The sequence below is a fragment of the Sinosporangium siamense genome (assembly GCF_016863435.1).
Taxonomy (GTDB): domain Bacteria; phylum Actinomycetota; class Actinomycetes; order Streptosporangiales; family Streptosporangiaceae; genus Sinosporangium; species Sinosporangium siamense.
On record NZ_BOOW01000031.1, the window covers coordinates 11678 to 33023 of the forward strand.

The 21346-nt window shown below is 67.9% G+C and carries 19 protein-coding genes and 1 riboswitch; of the genes, 11 read left to right on the top strand and 8 right to left on the bottom strand.

The window, feature by feature from the left end:
- The first annotated feature begins 472 nt into the window (after positions 1-472).
- A complete protein-coding gene (locus tag Ssi02_RS39410; RefSeq protein ID WP_204029586.1) occupies positions 473-2590 on the top strand; it encodes a hypothetical protein in 2118 nt (705 codons plus the stop codon).
- Positions 2591-3042: 452 nt separating this feature from the next.
- On the opposite strand, the gene Ssi02_RS24335 is transcribed toward Ssi02_RS39410, so the two are convergent.
- From Ssi02_RS24335 to Ssi02_RS24350, 4 genes are all read right to left on the bottom strand, one after another.
- Complete coding sequence (locus Ssi02_RS24335; protein WP_204029588.1) at positions 3043-3204, bottom strand: hypothetical protein; 162 nt, start codon at positions 3202-3204, stop codon at positions 3043-3045.
- A gap of 126 nt (positions 3205-3330) precedes the next feature.
- Complete coding sequence (locus tag Ssi02_RS24340) at positions 3331-3864, bottom strand: YbhB/YbcL family Raf kinase inhibitor-like protein (protein ID WP_239129527.1); 534 nt, start codon at positions 3862-3864, stop codon at positions 3331-3333.
- 96 nt (positions 3865-3960) lie between these two features.
- Positions 3961-4809: an ABC transporter ATP-binding protein gene (locus Ssi02_RS24345; protein ID WP_204029592.1), complete on the bottom strand. Its 849-nt coding sequence runs from the start codon at positions 4807-4809 to the stop codon at positions 3961-3963.
- The gene (locus Ssi02_RS24350) at positions 4802-5737 is read right to left on the bottom strand and encodes an ABC transporter permease (protein WP_204029594.1); all 936 of its coding nucleotides are present in this window, start codon (positions 5735-5737) and stop codon (positions 4802-4804) included. Before Ssi02_RS24350 ends, Ssi02_RS24345 begins: the two co-directional genes overlap by 8 nt.
- Before the next feature lie 628 nt (positions 5738-6365).
- Here Ssi02_RS24350 and Ssi02_RS24355 point away from each other — a divergent pair.
- The 5 genes from Ssi02_RS24355 to Ssi02_RS24375 all read left to right on the top strand — a co-directional run bounded on the left by Ssi02_RS24355 (position 6366) and on the right by Ssi02_RS24375 (position 12166).
- The gene (locus Ssi02_RS24355; protein WP_204029596.1) at positions 6366-8000 is read left to right on the top strand and encodes a peptide ABC transporter substrate-binding protein; all 1635 of its coding nucleotides are present in this window, start codon (positions 6366-6368) and stop codon (positions 7998-8000) included.
- A 223-nt stretch (positions 8001-8223) separates the two neighbouring features.
- Entirely contained in the window at positions 8224-9165 is a 942-nt protein-coding gene (locus Ssi02_RS24360) for an ABC transporter permease (protein ID WP_204029598.1), read from the top strand.
- Complete coding sequence (locus Ssi02_RS24365; protein ID WP_239129530.1) at positions 9158-10114, top strand: ABC transporter permease; 957 nt, start codon at positions 9158-9160, stop codon at positions 10112-10114. Before Ssi02_RS24360 ends, Ssi02_RS24365 begins: the two co-directional genes overlap by 8 nt.
- A gap of 11 nt (positions 10115-10125) precedes the next feature.
- Positions 10126-11163, top strand: coding sequence for an ABC transporter ATP-binding protein (locus tag Ssi02_RS24370; RefSeq protein WP_239129532.1), 1038 nt, complete (start codon positions 10126-10128; stop codon positions 11161-11163).
- Positions 11147-12166 carry an ABC transporter ATP-binding protein gene (locus Ssi02_RS24375; protein WP_204029600.1) on the top strand — a complete coding sequence of 340 codons (1020 nt, stop codon included), beginning with the start codon at positions 11147-11149 and terminating at the stop codon, positions 12164-12166. Before Ssi02_RS24370 ends, Ssi02_RS24375 begins: the two co-directional genes overlap by 17 nt.
- 254 nt (positions 12167-12420) lie before the next feature.
- On the opposite strand, the gene Ssi02_RS24380 is transcribed toward Ssi02_RS24375, so the two are convergent.
- The 3 genes from Ssi02_RS24380 to Ssi02_RS24390 all read right to left on the bottom strand — a co-directional run bounded on the left by Ssi02_RS24380 (position 12421) and on the right by Ssi02_RS24390 (position 14918).
- Positions 12421-12702: a hypothetical protein gene (locus Ssi02_RS24380; RefSeq protein ID WP_204029602.1), complete on the bottom strand. Its 282-nt coding sequence runs from the start codon at positions 12700-12702 to the stop codon at positions 12421-12423.
- 337 nt (positions 12703-13039) lie between these two features.
- Positions 13040-13378 (bottom strand): hypothetical protein, encoded by a 339-nt coding sequence (locus Ssi02_RS24385; RefSeq protein ID WP_204029604.1) that lies wholly within the window; start codon positions 13376-13378, stop codon positions 13040-13042.
- 379 nt (positions 13379-13757) lie between these two features.
- A complete protein-coding gene (locus Ssi02_RS24390) occupies positions 13758-14918 on the bottom strand; it encodes a S8 family peptidase (protein WP_204029606.1) in 1161 nt (386 codons plus the stop codon).
- A 491-nt stretch (positions 14919-15409) separates the two neighbouring features.
- On the opposite strand from Ssi02_RS24390, the gene Ssi02_RS24395 reads away from it, so the two are divergent.
- The 3 genes from Ssi02_RS24395 to Ssi02_RS24405 all read left to right on the top strand — a co-directional run bounded on the left by Ssi02_RS24395 (position 15410) and on the right by Ssi02_RS24405 (position 17484).
- Positions 15410-15754: a DUF3263 domain-containing protein gene (locus tag Ssi02_RS24395; RefSeq protein WP_204029879.1), complete on the top strand. Its 345-nt coding sequence runs from the start codon at positions 15410-15412 to the stop codon at positions 15752-15754.
- Positions 15755-15924: 170 nt separating this feature from the next.
- Positions 15925-16767 (top strand): trehalose-phosphatase, encoded by an 843-nt coding sequence (gene otsB, locus Ssi02_RS24400; RefSeq protein ID WP_204029881.1) that lies wholly within the window; start codon positions 15925-15927, stop codon positions 16765-16767.
- A 132-nt stretch (positions 16768-16899) separates the two neighbouring features.
- Positions 16900-17484 (top strand): hypothetical protein, encoded by a 585-nt coding sequence (locus Ssi02_RS24405; RefSeq protein WP_204029608.1) that lies wholly within the window; start codon positions 16900-16902, stop codon positions 17482-17484.
- A 13-nt stretch (positions 17485-17497) separates the two neighbouring features.
- On the opposite strand, the gene Ssi02_RS24410 is transcribed toward Ssi02_RS24405, so the two are convergent.
- A complete protein-coding gene (locus Ssi02_RS24410) occupies positions 17498-18952 on the bottom strand; it encodes an alpha,alpha-trehalose-phosphate synthase (UDP-forming) (protein WP_204029610.1) in 1455 nt (484 codons plus the stop codon).
- Positions 18953-19212: 260 nt separating this feature from the next.
- Between Ssi02_RS24410 and Ssi02_RS24415 the strand changes: the two genes are divergently transcribed.
- Positions 19213-19776: an RNA polymerase sigma factor gene (locus Ssi02_RS24415; RefSeq protein WP_204029612.1), complete on the top strand. Its 564-nt coding sequence runs from the start codon at positions 19213-19215 to the stop codon at positions 19774-19776.
- A 98-nt stretch (positions 19777-19874) separates the two neighbouring features.
- Positions 19875-20017: riboswitch (SAM riboswitch) on the top strand.
- Positions 20018-20031: 14 nt separating this feature from the next.
- A complete protein-coding gene (thrC, locus tag Ssi02_RS24420; RefSeq protein WP_204029614.1) occupies positions 20032-21300 on the top strand; it encodes a threonine synthase in 1269 nt (422 codons plus the stop codon).
- Positions 21301-21346 lie beyond the last annotated feature (46 nt).

A 21346-nucleotide genomic window follows, 5' to 3' on the forward strand; every position in this document is an offset into this window, starting at 1 on the left:
GCCGAGGCGGTATCGCGCGGTCGGCCGGAGGTCGCGGGCGCGGGGGAGCAAGGGCCATTCTTTGCCGTGCTGTCGTTTATTTCGCGCTGGATTGGAAGGGGGTGTGCAAGTCATCACAAATCGCCGCTGAACTGGTCGTACGTCGGGCAGGAGGTCCTTGGGCGCCGCCTCTCGCGGTGATACAAATACCCGAGCAAGTGAGCCGGAGCGCACACCCTGTGGATGGTGCCCCACAGCGAGCGCTTTTCGTCCCTCACTGCGATTTCACCGGTCGTCCGGCGTCGGTCGGGTGGTTCACCCGGCCGCCGTCGGCATCCGGAGCGGACTCGCCGGTCGGGATGAAGAATGCTCAGTGTCGTCGCCGGTTTACGGGGGATTTGATTCACCTTTCAATGTGTCCTTCTCGCAGGCAGCCACGTCTTCCGGGATGGGTGCGGAGAAAGGGGATCACATAACAAGCCGGGAGGCATTGATGAATAGAGCGCTTCAGGTGGCGGTGGCCACGGCGGGCTTCGGTCTCGCCGCTGCCTTCGCCACGCCGGTCCAGGCGCAGGTCGCTCCGAACGAGCACGGCCCCCTTCCGGGCGAGGTAGTCGCTCCGTCGAAGGCCGTGAAGTTCCACCCCGGAAGCATGCGCGACCGGGGCATGGTCACTCACAAGCCGGGCTCTCCGTTGCCCAGCGCGGGCACGCCTGCCCAGATCGGTCACCATGGCGCGCTCCAGTCCAAGGAGTCCGTCGGCGCGGTCCAGGACCGTGGCTCGATGTGGGCTCATGAGATGTCGCAGCCGGGACGTGACGTCCTGGCTCCGGCACAGCAGCACGGAACCATGATCCGGGACATGGCTCACGCCGAGAGCGTGGTCCGGGACATGGCTCAGGCGCCCAAGGGTGAGATCCACAAGGGTGAGGCTCACCAGGGTGAGGCCTTCCGTCCGTTCGAGGCCCACCAGGGTGAGGCCAAGCCGGCGGAGGCCCATCGGGGCGAGGCTCAGCAGTGGCAGGCCCACCGGGGTGAGGCTCAGCAGCATGAGGCTCAGCAGGGCGAGGCTCAGCAGGGCGAGGCCAGGCCGTTCGAGGCTCACGCCAAGCCGGCCGGGGCTCACCAGGGCGAGGCTCAGCAGGGCGAGGCCAGGCCGTTCGAGGCTCACGCCAAGCCGGCCGAGGCTCACAAGGGTGAGGCTCAGCAGTGGCAGGCCCACGCCAAGCCGGCCGAGGCTCACCAGGCTCAGCCGTTCGCTCACCAGGCTCAGCCGTTCGAGGCTCACCAGGGTCACGCCAAGCCGTTCCAGGCTCACCAGGGTGAGGCCAAGCCGTTCGAGGCTCACGCCAAGCCGGCGGAGGCCCACAAGGGCGAGGCTCAGCACTGGCAGCAGGCTCAGCACTGGCAGCAGGCTCAGCAGGGTGAGGCCCACAAGGGTGAGGCCCAGCGTGTTCACGCCCAGCCGGCGCAGATTCAGCAGATCAAGCAGATCCGCGTCCACCGGGCCGAGCCTGTGCACGGCCGGTTCCAGCAGGGACCGATCCAGCAGGCCGCCGTCCGGGCGCCGCACCCGGCCAAGGACGTGCCGGCGTCGGCTCACGCCGTGGTCCGTCACCCGGGGCACCCCGGGACGATGGTCCAGGGCAAGGCCGCCGTCGAGCCCAGGCCGGCTCACGCGATGCCCATTGCGGGCATCCGTGACATGCCATCCGCGGCTCATGGCATGATCGAGGCCGCCCGTCCCGAGGTCCGCCACGCGGCCCCCGCCATGCCCCAGGGCATGCAGGAGGCCGTGAAGCCGGCGCAGCACATGGCGGGGCCCGTTCCCGCCCACGCGCCGGCCGTCAATGAGGCGTCGAAGGCGTGGGAGGCTCACGCCTCCCACGCCCGTCCCATGGCGCAGGAGCCTTCCCAGCAGGTCGCCGGGCAGCAGCCCGCGGCCGCGCAGGAGGCTTCCCGCCCGTGGGCAGCCCAGCCCGCCGCCGAGCACATTCGTCCCTGGGCTCAGGAATCGTCGAGTGTCGCTCCCAAGGCTCAGGAGGCCCACAAGAGCCTTCCTTGGGCCGAGCAGGGCAAGACCGAGCCGGTCGTCTGGGCGTGGTCGGTAGCCAAGCCGTCTGGAGTCACCGGAGCCGCGGCCGCGGCTGCGCTCCAGGACTGTATGTTCAAGGCGGTTCGGGGCATCGGTGTGGTGCTGGGCGAGATGCACCACGAGATGGACCGCATCATCCGCGCGATGGGCGCTCCGGCCGCCTCGCAGGCGACCTCGGTGAAGGCACCCGCCGCCGCTGAGGCCGCCACCGCCGCGGCCCCGGCCGTGGCGGAGGTCGCGTCCCAGGCGCAGCAGGCCGTTGAGGCGGCTCCTGCTGTGGCCGAGGCCGGTGCCAAGGCCGAGCAGGCCGCCGCCGTCGTGGCTCCGGCCGTGGCGGAGGGCGCGTCCAAGGCTCAGGAAGGCGCCGCGCCGACGGTCGAGGCCGCCAAGGGCACAGTGGCCGACAAGGCCAAGGCTGTGCAGCAGGCCGATAAGGCCAAGGCTGTGCAGGAGGCCGGCTCGATCGTCGAGTCCGCCTCGGCCAAGAAGATGGTCGAGACCGCCTCCGGCCGCTGACGGTCGCGTCTAGGGCAAGCGCCCCGGGCGTCGCTCGACGCCCGACATCATAAAAACGCCGACGGGTGGATTAAGCCGACCTCCTAGCCGAGGCTGACCGAGTCCATCCCCGGCAGCACCAAGCCGGTGGCCCAGGGGAATCCCCCCTGGGCCACCGGTCGTTTGGGTCCGGACTGAGTCTCTTGCAGCTGGTCCTCACCGGTGAGACGGGCCGCGCTCCGGGATCACCGGGGCGCTCCGTACGGTGCCCCCAGCCGATCGTGCGTGAATCCCGAACCGCGGATGGCGTGCCGGGTCGTGTGGGGGCCTTGCCTCTGCCGTCAACGGGCGGTCCGATGGGTGTCATGGGCTGCCGATTGTGATCCCCGTGGTGGCCGGGGGCCGTGCCTCCCGGGACCTGGGCCCCGCCACCCGCCCCCGGTCGCGGGGGCAGGGCCCGGTGCGTGGGGCGGTTACGCGCCCGGGACCCTCACCCATGTGCGCCTGGCGATCTGGACCTGCAGGCGGGCCATCTGGCGGTGCAGCTCGACGAGTTGTTCGACCAGTTGGGCGCGGGGAAGGTCGGCCGGATCCTCATCGGCCAGGTGATCGATCGCGGAAGACAGGCCTATCATCGTGCCCCCCTATGGCAGTGACCCAATGACATCGGATCGAATATACGTTCGAAATCCTATCCGAATCCGAGCCGCACTGTCAGGCGATTACCCCGTGCCTCCCCGCCGCTCCGCGCCCGCCGGGATTCAGAGTTCGTAAACCGGTGCGATGTAGCCCCTGGCCAGCGTGTTGGCCGTGATGTTGAAGCCCACGACCGCCGGTGGCGCGTCGCTGTCGACGCCGAGTGTGTCGGCCGCGAGGGCGTGCACCGTGAACAGGTAGCGGTGCGGGGAACCCGGCGGAGGGGCGGCTCCGCCGTACTCTTTCCTGCTGTAGTCGTTGCGCGCGTGGATCGCGCCCGGCGGCAGGCCCTTGAAGTCGCCGCCGCCCGCGCCGGCGGGCAGCTCGGTGATCTCCGGCGGCAGATCGAACAGGACCCAGTGCCAGAAACCGCTGCCCGTGGGAGCGTCGGGGTCGAAGCACGTGACGGCGTAGCTCCGGGTGCCGGCGGGGGCGCCGCTCCAGCGCAGGTGGGGGGAGATGTTCTGCCCCGTCATGCCCCAGTCGTTGAAGACGTGCTTGTCCGCGAGGCGCTCGCCGTCTCGGATGTCGTCGCTCTCGACGGTGAGGACGGGCACTTCGGGCAGGTAGTCGTAGGGGATAGGTGGTTGCTTGGGCACCGCTGGCCTCCCGGCGGACGTTGATCGATGGTCGTGAACCATCTTGGTCGTCCGCCGGTCGGCGTACAAACGTGTGTACGGCGGGGCGCGGGCGGCTCAGCCCTTGTTGTAGGCCGCGAGCACCGTCTCGGGATCGCCGTCCATCCGGATTTTGCCCTTGTGCAGCCAGATGACCCGGTTGCAGGTGTCCTCGATCACGTCGAGGTTGTGGGCGACGAGGAAGACCGTGCCGGCCTCGGCGCGCATCTGCTTGATGCGCTCCTGGCTCTTGCGCTTGAACTCACGGTCACCGGTGGCGAGTGCCTCGTCGATGAGGAGGACGTCGTGGGTCTTGGCGGAGGCGATGGCGAACCGCAACCGGGCTCCCATGCCCGACGAGTAGGTCGACATAGGGAACTGCACGAACTCCCCAATGCCGGAGAAGTCGACGATGTCGTCGAACTTGTCTTTGACCTGCGTGGGGTTCATGCCCATGGCGTAGCAGCCGAGCACGATGTTGCGCTCGCCGGTCAGTTCGCGCATGAGGGCGGCGTTGACGCCGAGCAGGGACGGCTGGCCGTCGGTGTAGACCGCGCCCTTGTGCGGGGGGAGCAGCCCGGCGATGGCCCGCAGGAGCGTCGACTTGCCGGAGCCGTTGCGCCCTACGATGCCGATCGCGTCGCCGTGGTAGGCGACGAAGGACACGCCCTTGACGGCGTGCACCTCCTTCATCTGCGGGCGCCCCTGTCTACGGACCAGACGCAGCAGGGCGCTGGCCGCGTTGCCCTTCTCGTGGTCGGTGGTGGCACCGTAGACGCGGTAGATGATGTGCAGGTCGTCGACGATGACGGTGGGGGTGCCTTTGGGCTCGGGCGCCGGTGCCGGTGCCGGTGCCGGTGCCGGAGGGGGCTTCGGGGCCTGCTGGGATTCCTCCACCGGGAACAGCTCCTTGGTCAACTCAGCCACGCCCGTACCTCTCTTCGGCCCGCCAGAAGTACCAGAAACCGAAGAACAGCGCGAACACCGCCCAGAATACGCAGACGATCCAGATTCCCGGACGGGGGGGATGCGACTGGATCAGGATGTCGCGCATGAACTCGATGTAGGCCGCCGCGGGGTTGAAGTACATGACGTCGGCGATCCACTGGGGGAAGTTGGCGCTCTCGACGACCTTGTCCTGAATGGAGAAGAACACGCCTGACGTATAGAGCCAGGTGCGCATGATGAACGGCAGGAGCTGATTGAGGTCTCGCGCCGTGGCGCCGACACGGGCGAGCACGAGGCTCGCGCCCACGTTGAAACAGCTTTGGAGGATCAGTGCGACCGGGATGAGCAGCCAGTAGACCGTGACCGGCTCCTGGGTGATCAACACCAGCCCGACCAGGATGCCCATGGAGATCAGGAGCTGCTGGAGCTCCTGGATTGTGTACGCCAAAGGCAAGGCGGCCCGGGGAAAGTGCAAAGCCCTGATCAGCGACAGGTTGCCCGAGATCGACTTCGCCCCACCCGTCACCGAGCGCTGGGTATAGGTGAAGACGAACATCCCCGTGATCAGGAAGGCCGCGTAGTTCGTGATGTCGTTGCTGGCGCCCAGGATGAGGCCGAACATCAACCAATAGATCAGGGCGTTGAGCAGCGGCGTGAGAATCTGCCAGAGCTGCCCAAGCATCGAGTTGCTGTATTTGGAGACGTTGCGCGAGGTGGCGTACGTCTTGATGAAGTGCCGTCGTTCCCACAGTTGGCGCAGGTAGACGGGCAGACTAGGGCGTGCGATGGCACGCCGAAGCCCGTAACGCTGGGCGAGCTTGGCCAGTGGCTCCTTGCCCCGCGGAGGGGTGCCGCCATTCCGGCCGCCCGCCTGGGCGTCCGCGATGGCGGATTCCGGCTGGCTCATGGCATGGACTCTATTGGATATGCGTAGGCGGGATAGCTGGACGGTGGTGCACGCGGCTGTCGCCGCACAGGGTTGGACGTGATCTCTAGGGGAAGAGGTTCCAGGGGATTTGTTACGAATTGCTCCTGGTCTGCGTGGCCCTGTGCGACCAGGCCCTCTTCACTTCCCGTGCTCCGCCCGCAGGTGGCGGTGGCGTGCCGGCCGGCCTGCTCGATCGGCCGCACGGCCCAGGGTGCTCGGGAGGACGAAGAAAGCTCGGCGGGTCAACGGTAGCCCAGGACATGGGCTGATGCGGGCATTGGCGCAAGCAGTCACCCCGGAGGTGAATTTTGCCTCGTCCGCTCTGGAGGGTTTGTCGCCCTGCGGGGACTTTGCGTTGTTATGGGCCTCTTTCACCGAGCGAGCTGTTATGGCGTGTGACGCCCGACACACGCACGTGTGACCGAACTGCAACGCGGCAGAGACTCGCTGGTGAGAAGTAGTGAGGGATGGTAGCGATCGACTGGCAGGGCGTCAGCCGGTTTGACCAGGTCAGCCAACCCGGGGAAGACACCTCCCCAGGAGTTCCGCGTCGCCCACGGCGCGGTTCAGCGCGGGCGCCCACCTGTAGAGGGAGGAACTACTAACAATGCGTGTTACTAAGGGCGTACAGCTAGTCGCCGGTACCGCGCTGCTCGCCCTCGCGGTTGCCGCGTGTGGTGGCAGTGCGGGAACACCCCAGCAAGGGGCCACCGGAAGCGGTGAACAGCCGGTCCGCATGGAGCTCGGTGAGCCGCAGAAGTTGTTCTACCCTGGGGACACCACTGAGACCGAGGGTTCTGAGGTCCTTAACGCGGTCTTCGCTCCACTCGTTAAATATGACGATGCCAAGAAGGCCGTTGAAGAGGTGGCCCAGTCGATCACCACCACCGACAACAAGGTGTGGACGATCAAGCTGAAGCCAGGGTACACCTGGCACAACGGTGAACCTCTCATCGCCCAGAACTACGTCGACGCCTGGAACTACGCCGCCAATCAGGAGAACAAGCAGAGCGCGAGCTACTTCTTCGGCCGCGTCGACGGCTACAAGGACGTCTCACCCGGCGAGGGCAAGACCCCGACCAGCAAGACCATGAAGGGTCTCAAGGTCGTGGACGACTCCACCTTCGAGGTCACCCTCGCCGCGCCGTTCTCGCAGTTCAAGACCATGCTCGGCTACACCTCGTTCTACCCGCTGCCGAAGGCCGCGTTCGACGCCTCGGGCAAGGTGACCGACGCATATGCCGCCAAGCCGATCGGCCAGGGGCAGTTCCAGTTCGACAAGCCGTACGCCAAGGGCACCGACCAGACGATCGACCTGACGCGCTACGACAAGTACATCGGAGCCAAGCCCTCCTTCAGCAAGCTCCAGTTCAAGCTCTACACCCAGTCCGAGGTGGCCTACAACGACCTGCGGGCCAACAACCTCGACATCCAGGACCAGCTCCCGGCCACCGCCATCGCGACCGCCAAGACCGACCTCGGCGACCGCTACATCGACCAGCCGGACGCGGGCATCGGGTACATCAGCTTCCCGCTGAAGTACAACAAGGACTACGAGAACGTCAAGATCCGCGAGGCCATCTCGATGGCGATCGACCGCAAGACGATCGCCGACACGGTCTTCTCGGGCACCCGTGTCCCCGCGGACGACTTCATCAACCCGGCCATCGCCGGCTACCGCCAGGGCGCCTGCGCCGTCTGCACCTACGACCCGACCAAGGCCAAGGAGCTTTACACCGCGGCCAACGGACCGAAGAAGCTGGAGATCGGCTACAACAACGACGGCGGCCACAAGGAGTGGATCGAGGCCGTCGCGATCAACCTGAGGTCCAGCCTCGGCATCGAGGTCACGGTGAAGCCGTTCGAGAAGTTCGCCGCCATTCTCGACGACCTCGCCGCGAAGAAGTACGGCGGCATGTTCCGCATGGGATGGGCGATCGACTATCCGTCGGCGGAGAACTATCTCGCCCCGATTTTCTCGACCGGCGCCATCGAGACGGGTTCGAACTACTCGGGTTACTCCAACCCCGAGTTCGACGAGCTCATCGCGAAGGGCGACAGCGCGAAGACCGAGGAGGAGAGCCTCAAGTTCTACCAGCAGGCAAGCGACATCCTGATCAAGGACCTCCCCTACATCCCCGTCTACTTCTACCGGGTCAACGCCGGCTACTCCACCAGCGTGAAGGGCGTCAAGATCGACCTGCAGAACCACGTGGTGTGGGAGTCGGTACAGAAGTCCTAACCGGTGCGCGGTGGGCAGCGATATGAGTATTTTTCATCTCTATGAGTGCCCCCGGTGGTAGGAAAGTGCCTGATCGGGCATATCCCTGTCACCGATTGAGGATGCGGAATGGGATGAAAATTAGCTGCCTGCCCTGATGGACCCGCATTTGGGGGCAGTCGCTCGGCACCGCACACATCTCTGGTGCGAGAGACTGCCCTCAAGGCATGTACGGGAGGCTTGAATGGGCCGTTATGTCATAAGGCGCCTGTTGCAGGCGATACCAGTCGCTCTGGGCGCCACCTTGTTGATCTTCGCATTAGTCTTCGCTCTCCCCGGCGACCCCATCACGGCGCTGGCGGGAGAGAAGAGGATGGACCCCGCGGTCGCTGACGCCTTGCGGGAGCAATATCACCTGAACGACCCGCTGCTCCTTCAGTATTGGTACTACATCACGGGTCTGCTCCAAGGCGACCTCGGCACCACCTTCTCCAGGGTGCCGGTGTCCCAGCTTCTGGTGGGCAAGTTCCAGGTCACCATCAACCTCGCCTTCACCGCTCTCATCCTCGAAGGCGTCATCGGCATCGGCCTCGGCCTGTGGGCCGCGCTGCGCAAGGGCAAGGCCACCGACACCGCGATCCTCGCCGTCACCCTGCTGCTCATCTCGGTGCCTGTGCTGGTGACCGGGTTCGTCCTCCAGCTTGTCCTCGGTGTCCAGCTCAAAAAGTCCCTGGGGATCGACTTCTTCCCCGTGGCAGGCGCCTTCGAAGGCTGGCGGAGCTACTTGCTGCCCGGTTTCGTGCTCGCCGGCACCTCGATCGCCTATCTCACCCGGCTGACACGGACCAGCCTGGTCGAGACGTTGCGCGCGGACTACATCCGCACCGCGACCGCCAAGGGCCTGACCCGGCGAAGGGTGATCGGCAGGCACGCGCTGCGCAACGCGCTGATCCCGCTGGTGACCTATCTCGGCGCCGACCTCGGCACCCTGATGGGAGGCGCCATCATCACCGAAAGCATCTTCAACCTAAACGGCATCGGCCAGCAGCTCGCCCAGTCGGTCTATCTACGCGAGGGGCCCGTTGTCGTCGGCATCGTGACGTTTCTCGTGATGGTCTACATCGTGGCCAACCTGATCGTCGACCTGTTGTACGCCGTCCTCGACCCGAGGATCCGCTATGAGTGAGAGCACACCGATGGCGCCGGGGACCTCCGACACCCTGCTGAACCCCGCCCCGCCGCTGCCCCCATCGCCGGGAAGCCGGCCGGGGAAAGCCGAAAAACCCGCGAGCCTGTGGAGCGACGCGTGGCACGACCTGCGCCGCCGCCCGCTGTTCATCGGGTCCAGCATCATGATCGTTATCCTGGTCGTGATGGCGATCTTCCCATCCCTGTTCTCGTCGGTCGACCCCACCCAGGCCACCACCTGCCAGCTGGCCACGGCGCGGCAACCGCCGAGCGCCATGCACTGGTTCGGCAAGGACAATCTCGGCTGCGACACCTTCGCCCGCACGATCTACGGTGCCCGCGTGTCGATCGTCGTCGGAATCACCGCCACGATCGTGACCGCGCTGGTCGGCGGCCTGCTCGGCCTGATCGCCGGCTTCGCCGGAGGGGGCACCGACACCCTGCTGTCCCGGGTGACGGAGATCTTCTTCGCCATCCCCGCCATCCTCGGCGCCCTGCTCATCCTCTCGGTGTTCGATACGGGCAACATGTGGACGGTCACCCTGGCGCTCTCCGTGCTCGCCTGGCCGATGATCTTCCGGATCATGCGGGCCGCGGTCATCACGACCAAGAGTCAGGACTACGTCGTGGCGGCCCGGGCACTGGGCGCGGGCAAATCGCGCATCATGTTCCGCCACATCCTGCCCAACGCGGTGACACCGGTGATCGTCATCTCGATGATCAACCTGGGGATGTTCATCTCGGCCGAGGCGGCGTTGTCCTTCCTCGGGGTGGGCATCCGGTCGCCCGAAATCTCCTGGGGTGTCATGATCGCCGACGCGCGCCCGAGGTTCCTTGAGGCGCCCAGCCCGCTGCTGTTCCCCGCCGCGTTCCTCAGCATCACCGTCCTGGCGTTCATCATGCTCGGCGACGCCGTACGCGACGCCCTCGACCCCAAACTGCGTTAGGAGGGATTCCCGTGAAGAAGACCGCGGCCGATGTATTGCCCACCGAGGGAGGGCTGGGCAATGAGCCGCTGCTCGCAGTCGACGATCTGCACGTGGAGTTCACCACGCGGCAGGGAGTGGTCAAGGCGGTCAACGGCGTCAGCTATGACCTGCGGGCGGGTGAGACGCTGGCGGTCCTCGGCGAGTCCGGGTCCGGCAAGTCGGTGACCGCCCAGGCCATCATGGGCATCCTGGACATGCCTCCGGCGCGCATCCCGAAGGGGGCTATCCGCTTCCGGGGCACCGATCTCCTCAAACTGTCGGAGGAGGCGCGGGCGCAGATCCGCGGCCAGCGCGTCGCCATGATCTTCCAGGACGCGCTGTCCGCGCTGAACCCCGTGTTCACCGTCGGATGGCAGATCGGCGAGATGTTCCGCGTCCACCGCGGCATGTCACGCAAGGACGCACAGAAACGCGCCGTCGAGCTCATGGACCGGGTGCGCATCCCCGCCGCCCGGCAGCGTGTGCACGACTTCCCCCACCAGTTTTCCGGGGGCATGCGCCAGCGCATCATGATCGCCATGTCGATCGCGCTGGACCCCGAGGTGCTGATCGCCGACGAGCCCACCACCGCGCTCGACGTGACCGTGCAGGCCCAGATCATGGAACTGCTCGCCGAGCTGCAGCGTGAAAGCAATATGGGCCTCATCCTGATCACGCACGACCTCGGCGTCGTGGCCGACGTGGCCGACAAGATCGCGGTCATGTACGGCGGGCGCATCGTGGAGAACGCCCAGGTCCACGATGTTTACCGGGCTCCCGCCCACCCCTACTCCAAGGGGCTGCTGGAGTCGATTCCCCGGGTGGACCTCAAGGGTCACGAGCTCTACGCCATCAAGGGCCTGCCGCCCAACCTCCTGGACATGCCGCCCGGCTGCGCGTTCAACCCGAGGTGCCCCTACCGGCAGGACAACTGCGTGTCCTCGGAGCCGCCGCTCTACGAGATCAACTCGACCCGCAGCAGCGCCTGCCACTACTGGAGGGAGGTCCTCGATGGCAGCCACGGATAACCCCCCGGTCCTCGAAGTGCGCGACCTCGTCAAGCACTTCCCGCTGACCCAGGGACTGCTGGTCAAACGCCAGATCGGATCCATCAAGGCCGTCGACGGCGTCTCCTTCGACCTGCGCCGCGGGGAGACGCTCGGCATCGTGGGCGAGTCGGGCTGCGGCAAGTCCACCCTGGCCAAGCTGCTCATGGCGCTGGAACGCCCCACCTCGGGCTCTGTCAAGATCAACGGCCGGGACATGGCGGCGGCCAAGGGGCGCGAGCTCAAGGCCATGCGGCGCAACGTCCAGATGGTGATGCAGGACCCCTACACCTCGCTCAACCCGAGGATGACGGTCGGCGACATCATCGGCGAACCATTCGAGATCCACTCGGACGTCGCCCCCAAGGGCATGCGCCGCCGCAAGGTGAAGGACCTGCTGGAGGTCGTGGGCCTCAACCCCGACCACATCAACCGCTATCCCCACCAGTTCTCCGGAGGCCAGCGCCAGCGCATCGGCATCGCCCGCGGCCTCGCGCTCAACCCGGAGATCATCATCTGTGACGAGCCGGTCTCGGCACTCGACGTGTCGATCCAGGCACAGGTGATCAACCTCTTGGAGCGGTTGCAGAACGAGTTCAACCTCGCCTACATCTTCATCGCCCACGACCTGTCGGTGGTGCGCCACATCTCCGACCGCGTCGCGGTGATGTATCTCGGGAAGATCGTGGAACTCGGCGGCGACGTCGAGATCTACGACCGCCCGGCCCACCCCTACACCCAGGCCCTGCTGTCGGCGGTGCCTGTGCCGAACCCCGACGGCAGGGAGGGACGCGAACGCATCATCCTGCAGGGTGACCCGCCTTCACCCGCCAACCCGCCATCGGGGTGCAGGTTCCGCACCCGGTGCTGGAAGGCGACACCCGTCTGCACCGACCGGGAGCCCCTGCTGGAGATCCGCTCGAAGACCGACCACCTGAGCGCCTGCCACCACGCCGAGAGCCACGACGTGGTCCACGCGCAATAACGCCCGGTACGGCATAAGCCACATCGTGGCCAAGCGAAGCCCCCAGCCGATTCCTGTGCGGCTGGGGGCTTCACCCTTGTCAGGCGGCCTGCTGTCAGGCGGCCTGCTGTCAGGCGGCCTGCGGATGATCGGCGGGCCGGCACCTGAGCTCGGCGGTTTCGTGGACGTGCGGTGACTTGTAGACCGCTGAGTTCGGCGGTTTGCCAACGACCTGCAGGTGTGTCTTCCTTGTCGGCTTCGTCCGGCCGTCCGGGTCAGCGCGCGGGGAGATGCGGCTGGGTGTAGAGCAGATCGGGCACGGTGCCCGGGAGCTCCTGGTTGGGCAGCAGGAGCAGGTCGTCGACGACCTTGCCCGCGGGGCCGCCGAGCCGTTCCGCGGGGCCCGCGGAGGTGTTCGTGGCGTTGGCGCCGAGTCCTTCCGAGACGGCGCCGACGGTGTTCCCCACCGGGTCGGGAGCCTTGGCGGCGGACACGGCGGCGGGACCGAGCAGGACGAGACCGGCGATGGCCGCGCCGGCGATGCTGCGTCGGATCATGGAGTTCTCCTGAGGCTGAGGGGTCGGAATCAGCACACATCCAGCGATGCACACCGTATCCGAATAACTACATTTAGTGATCTGACACCATGGTGAGGCCGGGAACCATAGAGGTTTCCCTGAAAAAGAGCTGTCGGCAAAAGGCCGAAGCCCTCCGCCGTCCGGATCGGCGAAGGGCTTCGTGACGTGTCGGCACACGTGGTTCGATGCAGTGGTCCGGCGCACGTGGCTCGGCGCACGCGATGGGCCAGATCGCGGACGCCCGCCCCGCCGGCACCCGATGGTGGGGCCGCCCCGGGCGCGGTGGTGGCGCGCGGACCAGTCAGAGGGGCGGTCGTCAGCCGGCGGACGGCACGACGCTGGTCACGCCGCTGACGGCGGCGGTGGAGCCCTGGGCCGCCTTGAGCTTCGCGATGAGGTCGTTCAGCGGGATGCTCTGGCCGCCCGTGAGCAGCGCGAGGACGGCCTTCTCGATGGCGAGAACCGGCTTGCAGAGGGCCTCGGTGACCTTGTGCGGGCCGAGGCACTGGGCCTCGCCGCTGCCCACCAGGCCGCCGAGGAGGTCGAGGCCCGAGACGGGAACGGGCGTGTGCTTGACGGCGGCCGAGGCGGTGGCGGCGGGGCCGAGAACGGCGAGGCCGACGATGGCGGTGCCCACGAGAATACGACGGATCATGGTGTTTCCCCCGATGGAATCTCGGCTCGATCGCGCACCCGTTGATGCGCTCCGTGGCCGAGTGGCTACGCATTGTCGTCAAGAAGTATGCCGTGGGATTCGCGCCTGACCACGCCGAGAAGGCGTCATCCAAAACATGTGGTGGCGATAATGGCTGACCCGTGACCAAAGGCTCTCCGGCTTGCCGTTCTCCCGACTGTCACGCGGCCGATCAGCCGTGTTCCATTGTGGTTTTCAAGGTCCCGCCCAGGCTCCGCTCGGCCCGTCGACGTGGCTTCGCCGTACGGCGGGGCCTGGTGCGTGGAGATATGAGCGGTTGGCGGTGATCGATGGCGTATGGGGAGGTAAGGCATTTTCCGGGAGTGTCTCTGCGGGGCGGTCATGCGGCCGGGCGGTTCGGCAGAGGTTGTTCGGCGAGGTGGGACGCCAGGCGGAGGGCGAGGCCGGCGTCGGCGATACCGGCAGGTGGGGACGGGCCCGGTGGTCGCCGGGTGGCCGATCCTTCGATGGCCTCGCGCACCTGGGCGGGGGAGAGCGCGGGGAACTCCGCCGTGATGAGCGCGGCGATGCCCGCGACGAGCGCCGCCGCCGAACTCGTGCCGTCGCCGACCGTGTAGGAGTCGCCGCCCGCCGCGGCCAGGATGCGGGTGCCGGGTGCCATCACCGACACGTAGTCCTGGCCGTTGGAGAACGGCGCCACGCGCAGTTGCTCGTCGACGGCGCCGACCGCGATCACACCGGGGTAGGCGGCCGGGTAGTGGCGCCGGTTGCCGTTCGCGCCGTCGTTGCCGGAGGAGGCCACGAGCACGGCGCCGCGCGCGATGGCGTAACGCACGGCTGCCGCCTCGCTGGGCGATCCCTCCGCCGAGCGGTGGCCCCCGCCGAGCGACATGCTGATGACCCTCGCGCCGAGGTCCGCGGCGTGGCGAATGCCGTCGGCGAGCGCGTTCCTGCCCTCCGCAGGGGGCGCCGCGGGGGTGCGGGGGGCCTCCCGGTGAGGTGCGCCGCTCTCCTCGGTCACCTTGATGGACAGGATCGTCGCCTCGGGGGCGACGCCCAGCACTCCCGGTAAGCGGCCTGTGCCCCGGCCGCGCCCGGCGATGAGGCTGGCCATGGCGCTGCCGTGTTTCCCCCAGCGGCCGGGTGCGAATGCCGCGCCGGTGAGATCGGGGCCGGTGAGGTAGGTGCCGGCGAGATCGCGGCCGGTGAGGTTCGGACCGGTGAGGTCGGGGCCGGGCACGACGGCTCCGGCGAGGTCGGGGTGGGCAGGGTCGGCTCCGGTGTCGAGCACGGCGACGGTGACGCCCGCCCCCCGGCTCCACTGCCACGCCTGCGACACGCGCAGGGCGGTGAGGGACCATTGGGCGGGGCGCGGGTTGCCGTCCCCGCGAAGGGGTTCCGTGCCGCCGATCGCGGCGACGGCCAGGCAGACCGGCAGGAGGACGACCGCCGCCCAGGGGAAACGGTTGTCGTGGCGGGTGGAACGGCGGGCACGATGCGTGCCGTGCCGCCTCATGCGTGGTGGACGCGGGTGGATCACAGGTGGCCTCGGTAGGTGGTTCGCCGCGGCCAGGCGGGCGAAGGGATGACAGGAGAGGGTCGGGGGGGCGAACCGTGCGCATGCGCCATGGGCACGAACCGCCTGTGCGAGGCGGTGTGCGAGGACCTATGGGCGACCTGGGGGCCACCTAAGGGCGAGCGATCTATGGGCATGGACGACCGGTGTGTGCACAACATCTGTCATCGGACGGTGTTCGGCCGTTTACACGGAGACACCCCCGACGTCCCACATTGTGACATGCACCTGTTCGACGATTCCGACCCTTCAGTAAACAAATAGATACGTACAGTAACGAGGCTTATGTCCGCCAAGGGAACTGTGAGGTTGTTTATCCCTGAGGGGGGCATGGAGTGAGAGGCGTGACGCAGGTCTCGACATCCGCCGTGAACACCCGCAATCCGCCTACTACGATGACCACGGGCCGTTCGCGCGCGTCGCACCTCGCCGCGCGCCGGACCGAGGAGGAGACCATGGACACCGCGCCGCCCCCCGAAGGCGACAAGTCCCGGGACGACGACCCCGCCGGCGAGGCGGAGACCACGGGTGCGGTGCCCACCGGTGACGAGCTGAGCGACCGGGACCGCGAGATCCTCGCCTTCGAGCGCCAATGGTGGCGTTACGCCGGGGCCAAGGAGCAGGCCATCAGGGAGGCGTTCGGCTTCTCCACCACGCGCTACTACCAGCTCCTCGGCGAACTCATCGAGCGCCCCGAAGCCATCGCACACGACCCGATGCTGGTCAAGCGGCTGCGCAGACTCCGCGCCACCCGGCAACGCGAACGCGCCGCCCGCCGCTTCGGCCCCCGCCCCTCCTGACGCCCCACGCGCGCCGCCTGCCGTTCCGGCTCGCGCTCCTCCTGACGCCTCCTGCTGCGGGCCCACATGGCGGACGGCGGACACCCCCCGCGGGCTGTGCTGCTTATGCCCACTTGTCTGGCATGTGGGATGAGGTGTCCGGAATCGGGGTACGGCTCGCCAACATGAGCATGCCGCTGCCCCAACCGACCACCGAGGCCGGAGCCGCCGGGCTCGCCGCGATCCTCACCGCCCCCGAGGCGGCGGTGATCGGGCTTGACTTCGACGGCACCCTGTCGCCCATCGTGGCCGATCCCGCCGCGGCCCGCATCCACCCCGACGCGCCCGCGGTGCTCGTCGCGCTGGGCCGCCTGGTCCGCGCCGTCGTGATCGTGACCGGCCGCCCCGTCGCCTCGGCCATCGAGTACGGCACAGCACCCGGCGGCCTCGGCCTGTCGGACGTGCCCGGCCTGGTGGTGCTCGGGCAGTACGGGGTGGAGCGCTGGGAGAACCACGCGGTGACCGCCCCTCCTCCGCCGCAGGGTGTCGCGCTCGTCAGGCAGGCGCTGCCGGCTCTCGTCGCCGCGTTCGGGGACCGGGCCTGGGTGAAGGGCGTGTGGATCGAGGACAAGGGGCGGGCTCTCGCCGTACACACGCGGAGGTCGGCCGATCCGCAGGAGGCGCTGGCGGCGCTGCGCGAGCCGCTGGCGGAGCTCGCGGAGGAACACGGGCTCGCGGTCGAGCCGGGGCGGATGGTGATCGAGCTGCGGTCGCCGGGGGTGGACAAGGGGGACGCGCTGCTGGGGTTCCTGGCGGAACGGTCGGCGAAGTCGGTGATGTTCGCCGGGGATGACCTGGGAGATCTGCCCGCGTTCGCGGCGGTGCGTGCAAGTGGGTTGCCGGGGCTTGCGGTGTGTAGTGGTTCGGCCGAGGTCGGGGTGCTGGCGGAGCGGGCCGATCTGGTCGTCGACGGGCCCGCCGGGGTGGTCAAGTTGCTCGCGGCGCTGGTGTCGACGATCAGCAGGCATCCCTAGGATGCGAAACACGCGAATCCTGGCGTTAGCCCTGCAATCGGGAGACTCCACTGCTCAGCTGGGGTGATTGATCATGATTTGCCCAGCGAACGCCAAGCAAACTGCAAGCCGATCTGGATAACGTCGGCGCTCATGTGGAAGAAGGCAATTGTTCTCGCGGCCGCCGCCTGCGCCGCACTGGTGACCGTCCCCGCTCCCGCCACGGCAACCGCCGCCCTCGGTGAGAGCACCAAACCCCTCCGTCTGCGCGCCGGCCTCACCCTGAAGGTGCCGGCTACCTGGAAGACCGTGACGAAGGGGGACTGGACACGGGTGATCACCGGGAAGTGCGCGCAGCCTCAAGGGGGATATTTCACCGCCGAGTGCAAGAGCTTCTGGGTGCTGGGTCCCAAGGTCATCAAGTTCGGCGACCTCGGGACCAAGCCGTACGACGCCGAGCAGCCGTTCTACCCCAGCAGCGATGTGAGCACCTGCCCGCAAAACCGGAAATATGTCCAGGTACACGGCAAGGCGACCGCGATCGGCTACCGCAAGGTCGGCGACCGCAAGGCGCACTACCGCTCGTGGCCCGGTCGCTGCGTGGTCGACGCGACCGGCGAGCACAAGTTCTTCTTCACCCAGCGTGAGTGGTTCCTCCCGCGGTCGGGGGTTTTGATCGTGGACCAGTGGCGGACCCCCGGCCTCGCCGCCGTCCTGGGTTCGGCGACCTGGGGATGAGCGGGGCCCCCGGTCAGCCGGACAGGGCGGTGAGCTGGTCGGCGAACCACTTTCTCGGCGGCAGCGCCGTCGCCGCCGCCGAGAGCCGGACGGCCCTGGCCATGCGCTCGGCCTCCGGCATCACCAGGGCCGCGTGCAGCGCGTCGGCGGTGCCCGACACGTCGTAAGGGTTGACGAGCAGTGCGTCGCCGCCGAGTTCGGCGGCGGCGCCCGCCTCCCGCGACAACACCAGCGCGGCGCGGGGCGACAGGATCGGCCCTTCCTTCGCGACGAGGTTCATCCCATCGCGGATGGGGTTGACCAGCAACACGTCAGCGATGCGGTAGGCCGCCAGTGAACGCGCGTAATCGTCGTCGACGTTGAGCACCAGCGGATCCCAGTCGTCGGTGCCGAACTCGTCCTCGATCTCCTTGGCGTAGCGTTGCACGGCGGCGGTGTATTCGCGGTATTCGGGTAGGTCGTGCCGGGACGGATAGGCGAAGGCGAGATGCACGACCCGCCCATGCCACTCCGGGTGCCCGGCCAGGAACTCCCGGTAGGCCATGAGGCCCCGCACGATGTTCTTGGACAGCTCCGTGCGGTCGATGCGCACGATCACCTGCCGGTCGCCCGTCTGCGCCCGCAGGGCGGCCACGTGGGACTCCACATCGGGTTCCGACGCCCGCACCCACAACTCGTGCCCGTCCACGCCGAGCGGGTGCACCCCGACGCGGGTGGTGCGGCCGTCGTGGGTCACCGTACGGCAGGCGCGGTCGACCTTGGCCCCGAGCTGGGACTCGCAGCAGTCCATGAACGCCGAGGCCCAGCGTTCGGCAAGGAAACCCGCATGGTCGGCGCCGAGTACACCCGACAGCACCTCGGCCCCGATGTCGCCCGGCAGCAGCGAGAAGTAGTCCGGCGGGGCCCACGGCGTGTGCGAGAAATGGGAGACGCGCAGGTCGGGGCGGGTGGCGCGCAACATCCCCGGGACCAGAGTGAGGTGGTAGTCCTGCACCATCACCCTCGCACCGGGGGCGGCCTCCTCGGCGAGCGCGGCGGCGAACGTCTCGTTGTAGGCCCGGTAGGACTCCCACTCGCGGCGGAAAAGCCCGTCGAACCGCGGTGAGTTGGGTGTGTTGTAGAGCAGGTGGTGGACGAACCAGAGGGTCGAGTTGGCGATCGCGTTGTAGGCCCGGTGGAAGGTCGCCGGCGGGATGTCCAGCATGCGGAGCGGGCCCGTCTCATATCCGCTGCGGTCGACCCGGCCGCCCGGCGACAGCCGTACGGCACGCCGGTCGCCGTCGGAGAGGGCCGAGCAGATCCACAACATGCCCGGCGGCGCGTCGGCCCCGGCGGCGACGTTGGACAGGCCCGAGACCAGCCCGCCGCCGCCCCTGCGGACGATGAGCTCGCCGTCCTCGGCCAGGGTGAAGGTGACCGGGCCGCGGTTGGAGGCCAGGAGCACGGTGTTCTGCTCGTGGGGCGTCATCTCGTACGACTGTATGTAACCGGAGGTCGCGCAGGTGTGCGGGGGGTCGGGAGGCGGTGGATCCGCCCCCTCGTGAGGCCCGTCGCAGGGGAGAAAGCCCTTACCTGAAGGGTTGTTCACGTAAACCCGCCTCTCCCGCAGGCTTGCCAATAGGTTAATCAGAGTTGACCCTCGACCTTAGGATGGCGAACAGTCCCGGCTGAGGCGACGGACTCGCGCGCCTCCGACGGACTGACACTGTTGATCCGACGGGACTGGCTATGGCGCTGGACGACACGACCGAGGAGCTGGCTCGCGCGGCGGCCACGGGCGATCATCGTGCCCTCGGCGAGCTGCTCAAGCAGATCGAGCCGCACGTGATGCGCCACTGCATGCGCATCCTGCCCTACCAGCAGGACGCCGAGGAGGCATGCCAGGACACCCTGTTCGCCGTGGCCCGCCACATCTCGCGGTTCGAGGGCAGGGCGAGGTTCAGCACATGGCTGCACATCGTCACCGCCAACTGCGCGCGCACGACCTATCGCACGCTCAAACGCCGCGCGGCCGAACAGGCGGACGAGGAGCTCCCGACCCAGCGGCCCGACCCGCGCCGGGTCAGCGTGATCGCGGGGTCCAGGCTCGACCTGCTCGACGCGATGGAGGCATTGGAGTCCGACAAGCCCGATCTGCTGCAGGCGCTGGTGTTGCGCGACATCTGCCAACTCGAATACGCGGAGGTCGCCGAGCAGCTCAACATCCCTTTGGGCACCGCTAAGTCGCGCATCCACCAGGCCCGCAAGTTCGTCCAGGCGGCGCTGGGATCGGACTACGGCATCTCGCGGTGAGGACGACTTCGTCTCACAGCGTGGGACATGTGTCCAGTCTCGCCCAAGAGCGTTGTAGAGTCGTATCGGCCTGCTTGCCGGGTTCACAATTCCATATTTGCTCATCCAGAGGGGTGGAGGGACCGGCCCTGCGAAGCCCCGGCAACCCTCCCGGTTAAGATCTCGCGCCGATCGCGGGGCCCACCGGGACAGGTGCCAAGTCCGGCCCGCGACCAAGGTGGTCGCCGGGCGAAGATGAGGGAAAGGCCTCGCTTCATGGCGCTCGCAACCACAAAGACCCCCGCCGCTCTCGACTTCGGTCCCGCCGCCGCGCTCTCCTGTCGCGAGTGCGGCGCTCGTTATGATCTCGGCCCGAACTTTGCCTGTCTGGAGTGTTTCGGCCCCCTGGAGATCGCCTACGAGTTCGGCAGGGTGACCCGCGAGCAGATCGCCGCCGGGCCCTCGAACATCTGGCGTTACCGCGCGCTCCTGCCCGTTCCCGTCGACGTCGGGAGCAAGCCCAACCTCGCGCCGGGGTGGACCAAGCTCGTCAAGGCCGGCAACCTCGCCCGCGAGCTCGGCCTGCGCTCCCTGCACGTCAAGGACGACTCGGGCAACCCCACCCACTCCTTCAAGGACCGCGTGGTGGCCATCGCCCTGGAGGCGGCGCGCAACTTCGGCTTCCACACCCTGTCGTGCTCCTCCACCGGCAACCTCGCCGGAGCCGTCACCGCCGCCGCCGCCCGCGCCGGGCTCGACGCCTGCGTGTTCATCCCCGCGGACCTCGAAGAGGCCAAGATCGTGATGGCCTCGATCTACGGCGGCAAGCTGGTCGGCATCGAGGGCACCTACGACGACGTCAACCGGTTCTGCTCGGAGCTCATCGGCGACCCGCTCGGCGACAAGTGGGGATTCACCAACGTCAACCTCCGGCCCTACTACGCCGAAGGCTCCAAGACCCTCGCCTACGAGATCGCCGAGCAGCTCGGCTGGCGCCTCCCCGAGCAGATCGTCATCCCGGTGGCCTCCGGCTCCCAGCTCACCAAGGTCGACAAGGGGTTCCGTGAGCTCGTGAAGCTCGGCCTGGTCGAGGACACCCCGGTTAGGATCTTCGGCGCCCAGGCGACCGGATGCTCGCCCGTCTCGGCGGCCTACAAGGCCGGCCACGACATCGTCCAGCCGGTCAAGCCCGACACCATCGCCAAATCCCTCGCCATCGGCAACCCCGCCGACGGGCCCTACGTGCTCGACATCGCCCGCCGCACCGGTGGAGCCGTGGCGGACGTCGACGACGCCCAGGTGGTCGATGCCATCCGCCTGCTCGCCCGCACCGAGGGCATCTTCGCCGAGACCGCGGGCGGCGTGACCGTCGGCGTGCTGCGCAAACTGATCGCGGAAGGCACGCTCGACCCCGAAGCCGAGACCGTCGTGATCAATACCGGCGACGGACTCAAGACACTCGACGCCGTGGCCGCCCACGCCCGCCCCACCGCGGTGATCCGGCCCTCCCTTGAGGCGTTCCGTACGGCTGTCGCCGACGCCTGACCCCCTCGGCCCCCCGTGACCATTCGAGCAACGAAAGCGAGCGCAA